Genomic DNA, 10564 nt, shown 5'->3' on the forward strand with positions numbered 1-10564 from the left:
GTAGTATCGATGAGTAAAGTCATACTCATAGTGAAATCTCCGCATCGTTGTTAGTTAAGTGAGTATAGAAGATGATCAACCTATTTAAGAAACGCCTGCTGCTGCAACTTGTGGCATATTTTTCGGTTCTGTCGATTGTCACAGTTTTAGTAGTTGCTGTGAGTGCGAATACTCGCAGTCGTGACGCTCTTAGAAAATCGGTAATTGACCGATTAGCAGTTGCGACCTCACTAAAAGAAGCGCAGGTTAATCAATGGGTTGATAATCAACGCCGTGATGTAATTTTGATGACGCAGTTGCCAGATTTGATCGTTAATTCTGAAGTAACTTTTACGAAAGAGCGCGAATCTCCAGAATTTAAAGTTGCCGTTGACTCTCTGCAAAAGTTTATGGCAGATATATCAGCAGTAAAACCAAATATTCGACAGATTTCGATCCTTACCAATAACGGGATTACGATTGTTTCCACAGATAAACAAAAAGAAGGGAAATACCAACCACTCGGAAATACCACTACTTATTTTACGCGCGACCAATCACGGATCATTGTGCCAAATTTCTATATCTCGCCAATCTCTGGTAAGGCAGCGATGACTTTTGCGGCTCCGCTGACTAATAAAGCTGGCGATCGCATTGGGGTAATAGCGATTGATCTAGATCTCCAAGGGGTGGACGACATCATTCGCGAACGGACAGGACTAGGCACTAGCGGCGAAACCTACCTAGTGGGAAGATTAGCTACGAAGAATGTCCTGATTTCAGGAACTGGAGCCGACAAGCAGGAACTTGCCAAAGATATTAAAAGTGACGGTATTTCTGAGGCTGCTTTAGGAAAAGATGGGGAAGGGCTATATAAAAACTATAAAACTACACCTGTATTAGGAAGTTATATTTGGATTGATAACCTAAATCTGGCTTTACTTGCAGAAATATCACAGGCCGAAGCTTTTGAACCAGCCGATCGCCTTGCTCGTGATATTTTGCTGATTGGATTAAGCTCCGCAGGTATTTTATTAACTGCCGTTTACTTAATTGCGCGGCGGATTTCTCAACCAATTTTGGCGATCGCCGATGCGGCAAACCAAGTTGCTGGTGGTAATCTCGATTCGCAAGCACCCGTGTTAACTGATGATGAAATCGGGATTTTGGCGATCGCTTTTAATCAAATGACATCACAACTTAAAAATTCAGGAGAACAGTTAGCTGATTACAGTCGTACTCTGGAGCAGAAAGTCGAGCAGCGTACCAGTGAGATCAAGGCGATTATTGACAACATGGTCGATGGCTTGGTGGTCGTTAATAGCGATAATGAGATTACTCAGTTTAACCCAGCACTGGCAGGCATGATTGGCATCAGCAGTAAAGCGATCTCTATGGCTGCGAGTTATAAAGAAATATTTAAAGCTGAGGAAATCACGCATCTAGTTACAAGTACTAGAGAGAATCCAAAACAAGTTTTTAGCGAAGAGTTTGCCCTACCCGATCGCCGTACTGGCAAAGCAGTTGCAACTTCAATCTTTGGAGAAGCAAATATTTCAGAAGAGTCTCCCTTAGAAACAAATTATTTAGGTACTGTAATTCTGATTCGCGATATTACCGCTGAAAAAGAAGTGGATCGGATGAAGACAGACTTCATCTCAACCGTCTCTCATGAATTGCGAACGCCACTTACCTCTGTATTAGGCTTTGCGAAATTGATTCAGAAAAAGTTAGAAGAATCGATATTTCCACTTATCCAGACCGACGACAAAAAAGTTAATCGGAGTATACGCCAAGTCACTGAAAATATTGAGATTATCGTGTCTGAGGGGACACGCCTTACCAAACTAATTAACGAAGTCCTAGATGTTGCCAAAATAGAAGCTGGTAAAATGCAATGGAATATGGAGCCGTTGGCAATTACCGAAGTAATTGACCGAGCCTTTTCGGCAACTTCGGCGCTCTTTGAGCAGAAAGCATTAACACCAGTGAGAGAGATTGAAGCCGATTTGCCCAATGTCCTTGGTGATAAGGATCGCTTGATTCAAGTCGTAATCAACTTAATCTCTAACGCGGTGAAGTTTACAGATCGAGGATGTATCACTTGTCGGGTTAAACAAGATGATCAATCAATTATGGTCAGTGTCATCGATCAAGGGGTTGGTATTTCTGAATCCGATCAGCCCAAGGTATTTGAAAAGTTCAAGCAAGTTGGTGATACTTTGACCGATAAGCCTCAAGGCACAGGGCTAGGACTACCCATTTCCAAAGAAATCATCGCTTATCATGGTGGGAAGATTTGGGTGGAGAGTGAAATTGGTAAGGGTAGTACATTCTCATTTACACTTCCAATTAACATAGAAAATGAGATTCCTTCAATTAATTTTGACATTTTGATTGAGCAACTCAAGAAACGGTCGGTTTCAGAAAGTTCATCTCAACCTGATAACCAAAGCGTGATTGACACCACAAAAAACATTCTAGTCATTGACGATGATGCGAGTATTCGCAACCTGCTTAGACAAGAGTTGGAAGCTAAAGGATATACTGTTCGCGAAGCTGGAAATGGACAAGAAGCGATTGTCCAAGTTCGTGAAAGCCGTCCCGATCTAATCACCCTTGATATTGTTATGGATGGTATTAGTGGCTATGATGTAGCAGCGATTCTCAAATCAGATCCTGCGACCTTAGACATTCCCATTATTATTGTCTCTGTAATAGATGACAAAGCTAAAGGTCGCCATTTAGGTATTGATAGTTATGTGACTAAGCCCCTAGATATGGTGCTATTGCTGCGAGAAGTTGATATTCTTCTATCTAGTAAGGCTTCTACTGGTAAAAAGATTTTGGTAGTGGATGACAATTTTGGTTCTATCGATCTATTGATGGAAATGTTGCAAAATCAAGGCTTCTTACCTTCTAAAATAAATCCTCAAGATGATTTGCGGGCAAGTGCGATTGCTTCTCAGCCAGATGTGATCATCGCGAGTACAAAGCTAGCTGATCAAGTGCAATCTCTCCGTGCTGAGCAAGGTATGGAACATATTCGCTTTTTATTAATTGCCGACCAATAAAAAAGGGGCGCTATGCGCCCCTTTTTTATTTTGTATTTTGCAACTGTTGCGAAGCAACAGTTGCAAAATATCTATTGGTTTGGGTTTGAGCGCCAAGCGCTGAAGTTAATGCAAGAAATGGCGAACGCCTGTGAATACCATAATCAAGCCAAGTTCATCAGCGGCTTTGATCGAATCCGCATCACGCATACTTCCGCCTGGTTGCACGATCGCAATAATTCCTGCGGCAGCCGCAGTACGCACAGAATCATCAAACGGGAAAAATCCATCACTGGCAAGAAAGGCTCCTTGCACCTTCTCACCTGCTTGCTCGATCGCAATTTTGATTGAGCCAACACGATTCATTTGACCAGCGCCAATGCCGATTGTAGTGCAGTCTTTGGTAATGGCGATCGCATTGGATTTGACATGACGACTAATTTTCCACGCAAAAATTAGTTCCTGCAACTGTTCAGGTGTTGGCTGCTTTTCGGTTGCCACTTGCCATGTGTTCGGGTTCACCGCTTCATCATCAGACTTCTGAACTAACATCCCTCCAGAGATCGTTTTCACTGTCTCATGGGAACCATGCTTAAGATCGGATAGAACTAGCACCCGCAAGTTTTGCTTTTTACCTAGAATTGCTGCCACACTGGGGACACAGGCTGGAGCAACGACACATTCTAAAAATGTTTTATTTAAAAGCCGCGCTGTTTCTTCGTCAATCGGACGATTGAGGGCGACAATACCACCAAAAGCAGAAGTAGAATCTGCTTCAAAAGCTTTCTGATAAGCTTCAGCAATGGTCGGCGCGATCGCAACACCGCAAGGATTGTTGTGTTTGACGATCGCTGCACAGGGGAGATCGTCACTAAATTCAGCGATAATGCTCCGCGCTGCTTCGAGATCGAGCAAGTTATTGAAACTGAGTTCCTTCCCTTGCAATTGTTGCGCCGCTGACCAACCTTTGGGCGTAGCTCCAACTTGATACCATGTGGCGGGTTGGTGGGGATTTTCGCCATATCGTAAAGGTTTCGGATTATTACATAGCAAAGTATAGGAAGAAGAGAGCGTATTTGGTAACCCTAGCGCTGCTTTCTGTTCCTTTTCTAAATAATCTGCGATCGCTTTGTCGTAGGACTGTGTATGTTGAAAAGCAGCGATCGCTAGTTTTTTGCGAAATTCTAAAGTTGTTTCGCCATTATTCGCTTTTAGCTCATCCAGAAATTCTGGATATTGGCTAGGACTGGACAATACGGCGACATGATTATAATTCTTTGCCGAGGCGCGAATCAGCGTTGGTCCCCCAATATCGATATTCTCGATCGCATCTTCGAGGGTGACATTGGGCTTAGCGATCGTTTCTGCAAATGGATAGAGGTTAACCACCACAATCCGAATCGGTTGAATCTCGTTATCAGCTAGGTCTTGTTGATGTTCAGGTAGTTCAAGTCTTGCGAGGATACCGCCATGAATGCGCGGATGGAGGGTTTTCACTCGTCCACCTAAAATCTCAGGTGCGCCTGTATAGTCGGAAACCTTGGTAACTTCAAGCTCAGCCGCTTTGAGTGCCTTGGCAGTTCCACCACTACTAATTAGTTGAAAGTTATAGGTGGCAGATAATTCACGGGCAAGGTCGAGTAGTCCTGTTTTGTCAGAGACACTCAAAAGCGCAAGGGGTTTCATAAAAAGCTCCATATTCGTTATTAGGAGTATGGCAACACAAAGCGTTGTCATACTCCAATATCATTTTATCGCATTATTAAAACCAAAAATTGTTTGGGCGGGCGAAGCCCGCCCAAACAATTTTTGGTTTTAAGGAGTAATTACGATCGCTTCTTGATCGGATATCCATACTGGAAATTTTTGCATCACAAGCTCAAACATTACGCTAGTTTCATGCCACTTCAACCATTGTTGCAAATGCTCATAAGAACTTGATAGGAACCAATCCATATCTACATGGGCAAACTGTCTCACGAAAGGAAAAATCGCGATATCAGCGAAGGTTTGCCGATCGCTAATTAAAAAATTATGAGCTGCTTCAGTTCGCGATCGCTGCTGAAGTTGAAGTTCTAAAACTTGGAGAAATTCTTCCGCTTGCTGGCGATAATCTTCCTGCATTTTTTCAGGGAATCGGTTTGGGTACTTATAGCGATCTAGAGCACGTTTAAATTCTTGATCATTGGTATTGGTAAGCTGTTTTGCGATCGCTATAGATTGCTCGGGCAAGTCTCTCCAATTGAGTGGATCGTGCTGTTGAAGCGCCCAATTCATAATATCGAGGCTTTCTTCTAAAACAATAAAATCTTGACCAGTGAATATCTGCATCACTGGAGTCGTTCCCTTTGGCGAAATATCGAGCATCTCTTTGGGTTTGTTTTTTAAAGAAACTTCTCTCAGTTCATAGCTAACACCAGCATAAGCAAGAGCCATTCTTGCGCGAATTGCATAAGGACAACGCCTGAAAGAATAAAGAATAGGAAGATGCATATCAAACAAGAAAGAAGATTAGGTGATTTCTACAGAATAACTTACCAAGCAGTGGTATGTAGTAGGGTAGACAATGCCCTCCCTGCTAATTTCTGTAATCTGCAATACCTTTGTCTAATGGGCGATCGCCTTAAATACAATAGTAAAAAGCTATGAAATATTCAAATATAACTGCATTAATTCATGGGAATAATCACTAATAGGGTTTCTTCTATAGTTTCTATCAAGCACTTATGGGCTGCTGCGCTAGCGGGAATGCTTGCTGGAGCTTGTAACAGCACTCCAACAACTTCAACAACTTCAACAACTGCGGCAACTACGACTGCTCCAGATGCCAAAGAATTTAAAGCGGCGATGATTTTAGTTGGACCGAAAAATGATTCTGGTTGGAACCAAGGTCATTACGAAGCCTCAAAATATGTAATGGAAAAGCAATCTGGCATCCAGTTTGACTATGTAGACAAAGTCAACCCAGGCGATCGTCCAAACGTCAAAGCTTCTCAAGTGGCTGACGATCTCATCGCTAAGGGCGCAAAGCTAATAGTTTTCAATTCTGATGATTTTAAAGATGATGCTCTAGAAACTGCGAAAAAGCATCCTAATGTGTCCGTAATTCATGCAAGTGGCGACTATGCTTGGAAAGAAGGCAAAAATTTCAAAAACCAGAAAAATGTTAGCAACGTCATGCCACAAATTGAGTATGGTCGAATGATTTCTGGATGTGCGGCGGCACTCAATTCGGAAACGGGCAAAATCGGTTTTGTGGGGCCATTAATCAATGACGAAACACGCAGACTAGTATCAGCAAGTTATTTGGGAGCTAAGTATTGTTGGCAAACCTACCGCAAAAAGAATCCCGAAGATCTGAAGTTTAAGGTGGTATGGATTGGCTTCTGGTTCAATATTCCTGGGCAGACTCTTGACCCGACCAAGGTCTCTGATGATTTTTATAATAGTGGGTTTGACGTGGTGATGAGCGGTATTGATACGCCTGAAGTCGCGGTGCAAGGCAAGAAAGCGGCTGAAGCTGGCAAGAAAGTCAAATATCTCCACTATGGACTCAAAACTGGTTGTAATGTTGCCCCAGAAATTTGTATTGGCGTTCCCTATTACAATTGGGGACCTGCATATCTCGATCAAACCAAAAAGGCAAAGGATGGAAAATTTACTGGAGAATTTATTTCCGCAGCACCTAATTGGAAAGACTTGAATAATCCTGACACTTCAGGCGTGGGATTTGAGAAAGGCAAGGCTTTGACTCCAGAAGGCGATAAGTTCTTGACGGAATTTATTACTGGTTTAGGCGATGGCAAGATCAGTCTTTTTAAAGGACCTCTTAACTATCAAGATGGCACTCCTTTTCTGAAGGAAGGCGAAACTGCAACTCCACAGCAGATTTGGTACTTTACCAGCTTGTTGCAAGGTATTGAGGGCGCTAGTAAATAAATGTGTCAAGGTCGCGCTCAGCGCGACCTTGACGTTATGGGATAAACATGAAAGTTGAACTAAGCCATATTTATAAGTCTTTTGGGAATGTCAAGGCAAATCATGACATTTCCATGACGGTTGAGGCTGGAACTGTTTATGGCATCTTGGGCGAAAATGGCGCAGGGAAAAGCACCTTATCCAAAGTTCTGAGTGGATTTATTACTAAAGACTCTGGCAAGATTGTATTAGATGGAATAGAAGTCGATATTAAAACTCCTGCGGATGCGATTTGTGCAGGAATTGGGATGCTGCATCAAGATCCTTTAGACTTTCCTTCTCTGTCAGTACTTGATAATTTCATGGCAGGGAGAAGCACTTTAAACAAAAAGAGAGTTAAAACTAGCAGCAGTCGTGCTGATTTAATTAGAGAACTTCGGCAGCTATCCGCAACTTTTGGCTTTGACTTACCGCCTAACGATCGCCTAGCTAATCTGACTGTAGGAGAGCGTCAGCAGTTAGAAATATTGAGGCTTTTGTCACTTGGAGTCAAAACCTTAATCCTTGATGAGCCAACTACAGGTATTTCTGCATCCCAAAAAACCGCTCTATTTACGGCGGTCAAGCAATTGGCTGCGGATGGGAAATCGATCGTTTTTGTGTCGCATAAATTAGAAGATGTCGAAGAGCTGTGCGATCGCCTGATGGTAATGCGTCAGGGCAAGGTGATTGGAGAAGCTGAGGTCAAAGGTCGTAACTCTAATGAATTAGCAGCGTCGTTGGTGGATATGATGTTTGGTCGAGAGCTAGCTATACCTGCAAAGCATGAGATTAACATTCAGCAAACGGAACCCGCTTTAGTAATTCAGGATTTACAAATTGATGGCGATCGCTTAAGTTTGCAGATTGACAAATTAACGGTTAAATCGGGCGAGGTGATCGGGCTAGCTGGTCTAGAAGGCAATGGGCAGCAATTGCTTCTGCTAGCCTGTGCGGGTTTGCTGAAGCCAAACGCTGGCAAGATTCGCATTAGTGATGTGGATATGACTAATCGCGCTTATAGTAATTTCCTGAGGGCAGGAATTGGTTATTTGCCAGCCGATCGCTTGCAGGATGGTTTGATTCGAGGTTTATCGATCCATGAGCATTTCATGTTGCGCCAATCGCATTCAGGCTTTTTGATAAATTGGCGGGATACGCGCCAATTTGCAAATCAGGCGATCGAGACTTTTAATATTCGGGGTAAACCTTCTACTAAAGTGGAGAGATTATCGGGAGGAAATCAGCAACGCACCCAAATATCACTTTTGCCAGATCGCTTAAATCTATTATTAATGGAACAACCAACCAGAGGACTAGACATCGAATCAACCCTATGGATTTGGAAACAGATGATGGCACGTTGCGAAAAAGGGATGATGATTTTATTTATCTCTTCCGATCTCGATGAGATTCTGCAATATAGCGATCGCATTCTCGTATTTTGCGGCGGTAAAGTCTCTGAACCCATCGATGCGAAAACTCTAACAGTCGATAAACTAGGTCAAGCGATCGGAGGAAAGTTTGCATAGTCCCTTACAAAATTTCTTACATATTTTCCAAATCCTCAAAAAATTACCAAAAGTCACCTACTTTCGGATTGGTTCTTTCATTGTCGCGCTGTTGTTCATTGCGGCGGTGATCTTGCTATCTAGTGGCTCACCACCTCAAGTCGCGATGGGCATGTGGAACGGGGCTTTTGGTAGTAGCGATCGCTTTGCGAGAGTTATTTCTACTCTTTGTCCTTTATTACTTGCCTCCTGTGGATTGATTTTTACCTTTACCGCAGGTTTATATAACTTAGGTATCGAAGGTCAAATTACGGCAGGTGCGATCGCCTCGACATTATTGCTCAGACTCATTCCCGAAGGTTTTTCCCCTGCGATCGCGATTACGCTTGCCATATTATTTGGGTTTGTTGGCGGCGGCTTATGGGGCTTACTAACAGGGTTATTAAATATCTATGGCAAAGTCAGCGAGATTTTTGCTGGTTTGGGCATGAACTTCACCGCACAGGGATTAGCACTTTATCTAGTCTTTGGCCCGTGGAAGCGATCGGGGGTTGCCTCGATGAGTGGTACGGAGCCATTTAGTGATGCTCTATCGCTGCCTACTGTCGGTAATACTGACTTTAGCCCGATCGCTCTAGCGATCGCTATAGTTGCCTTGATTGTGACTGCGATCGTGATTAGAGCCACTTACTTTGGCTTAAAACTAAAGGCGGTGGGTAATAATCTACGAGCTGCCTATGTATTGGGAATTCCTGCGATCGCGCAAATGCTGAGCAGTTTTGTCATCTGTGGCGCATTAGCTGGTATTGCTGGCTCTTTGCAAGTAGTCGCCGTATTCCATCGTCTGATTCCCAATGTTTCCAGCAATTTAGGATTTTTAGCGTTGCTAGTAGTGATGCTGATTAATTACAATCCCTTTTTGGTTTTGCCGATCGCATTTCTATTTAGTTCTCTCAATGTTGGTAGTTTGGAATTACCGCTATCTCTAAGTTTAGATTCTTCACTTTCTGGGATTATTCAAGGAGCATTGCTGCTGTTCGCCATTCTTGGCGAAGGTTTAGCTAAGTTATCTAAAGAAGCATGATCTTCTAATAAAGAGATCCCCCTCAATCTCCCTTATAGAAGGGGGAAGAAGAAAATTTAATTCTCCCCCCTTCTTAAGCTACCGTGTACACACAAGTCATAAAACCCAGTCAAGTCAACAATTAATCGCCCCCTAGCCCCCAATTCTGGGGGAACAAGAAAATAAAATTCTTTCAAAGTCCCCCAGAATTGGGGGATTTAGGGGGCTTAGATAAATCGAAACGTAGACAGTTAGACTTGTGTGTACACGGTAGCTTCTTAAGGGGGGCTGGGGGGGATCTACACACTCAAACGTAGACAAAGAGACATCAATCCATGGACATCATCACAATTCTGGCTACCGCGATCGCAACTTCGACACCTTTGATTTTTGCCAGTATTGGCGAAACTATTACCGAACGGGCTGGCGTGATTAACCTATCTGCTGAAGGGACGATCTTAATGTCAGCGATGACAGGCTTTGCGGTAGCGAAGTTCTCGAATAGCTTGCTGTTAGGATTTGCGGCAGCGGCTCTTGTTGGCGCGGCGATCGCATTAGTCGTCGCAGTTGGCGCGATCACCTTAAAACAATCTCAAGTATCAATTGGCTTTGTATTGGCGTTGATGTGTAGTGATTTATCATCTTTTTTAGGCAATCCCGTTGTCAGAGTCGAGGGAATTACGGTTCCGAGTTTTAAAATCCCTATTTTAGAGAACATTCCTATTTTGGGGAAACTGCTATTTCAGAGCGACTTGTTAGTTTATAGCAGCTATATTTTAATTCTTGGTTCATGGTTCTATTTCTATCGCACTCAAGGCGGATTAATCTTACGGACTGTGGGCGAACAACCCGCCGCCGCCTTTGCCAGAGGAACTAATGTTATTAAAATGCGTTACATCTATACACTCCTCGGTGGGGCATTAATGGGGATCGCAGGAGCGGCTTTCTCGTTAGATTTTAAAGCGGGATGGAGTCATCGCCACACAGCAGGTTATGGCTGG

Annotated in this window: 7 protein-coding genes; 5 read left to right on the forward strand and 2 right to left on the reverse strand. The window is 43.2% G+C overall.

Annotated elements, in window-relative coordinates:
* Positions 1 to 71: 71 nt before the first annotated feature.
* Entirely contained in the window at positions 72 to 3053 is a 2982-nt protein-coding gene (locus tag APA_RS20410) for an ATP-binding protein (protein WP_201324067.1), read from the forward strand.
* A 105-nt stretch (positions 3054 to 3158) separates the two neighbouring features.
* On the opposite strand, the gene purH is transcribed toward APA_RS20410, so the two are convergent.
* A complete protein-coding gene (gene purH / locus APA_RS20415) occupies positions 3159 to 4718 on the reverse strand; it encodes a bifunctional phosphoribosylaminoimidazolecarboxamide formyltransferase/IMP cyclohydrolase (protein WP_201324068.1) in 1560 nt (519 codons plus the stop codon).
* A gap of 129 nt (positions 4719 to 4847) precedes the next feature.
* Positions 4848 to 5525: a glutathione S-transferase gene (locus tag APA_RS20420; RefSeq protein ID WP_201324069.1), complete on the reverse strand. Its 678-nt coding sequence runs from the start codon at positions 5523 to 5525 to the stop codon at positions 4848 to 4850.
* 183 nt (positions 5526 to 5708) lie between these two features.
* Between APA_RS20420 and APA_RS20425 the strand changes: the two genes are divergently transcribed.
* From APA_RS20425 to APA_RS20440, 4 genes are all read left to right on the forward strand, one after another.
* Positions 5709 to 6971 (forward strand): BMP family protein, encoded by a 1263-nt coding sequence (locus tag APA_RS20425; RefSeq protein ID WP_236579920.1) that lies wholly within the window; start codon positions 5709 to 5711, stop codon positions 6969 to 6971.
* 47 nt (positions 6972 to 7018) lie between these two features.
* A complete protein-coding gene (locus APA_RS20430) occupies positions 7019 to 8521 on the forward strand; it encodes an ABC transporter ATP-binding protein (protein WP_201324070.1) in 1503 nt (500 codons plus the stop codon).
* Complete coding sequence (locus tag APA_RS20435; protein WP_236579923.1) at positions 8514 to 9584, forward strand: ABC transporter permease; 1071 nt, start codon at positions 8514 to 8516, stop codon at positions 9582 to 9584. Before APA_RS20430 ends, APA_RS20435 begins: the two co-directional genes overlap by 8 nt.
* A gap of 314 nt (positions 9585 to 9898) precedes the next feature.
* The coding region (locus APA_RS20440) for an ABC transporter permease (RefSeq protein WP_201324071.1) at positions 9899 to 10564 on the forward strand (666 nt) is incomplete at its 3' end.

Source organism: Pseudanabaena sp. lw0831, from assembly GCF_016584665.1.
In the GTDB taxonomy this organism is placed as follows: Bacteria; Cyanobacteriota; Cyanobacteriia; order Pseudanabaenales; family Pseudanabaenaceae; genus Pseudanabaena.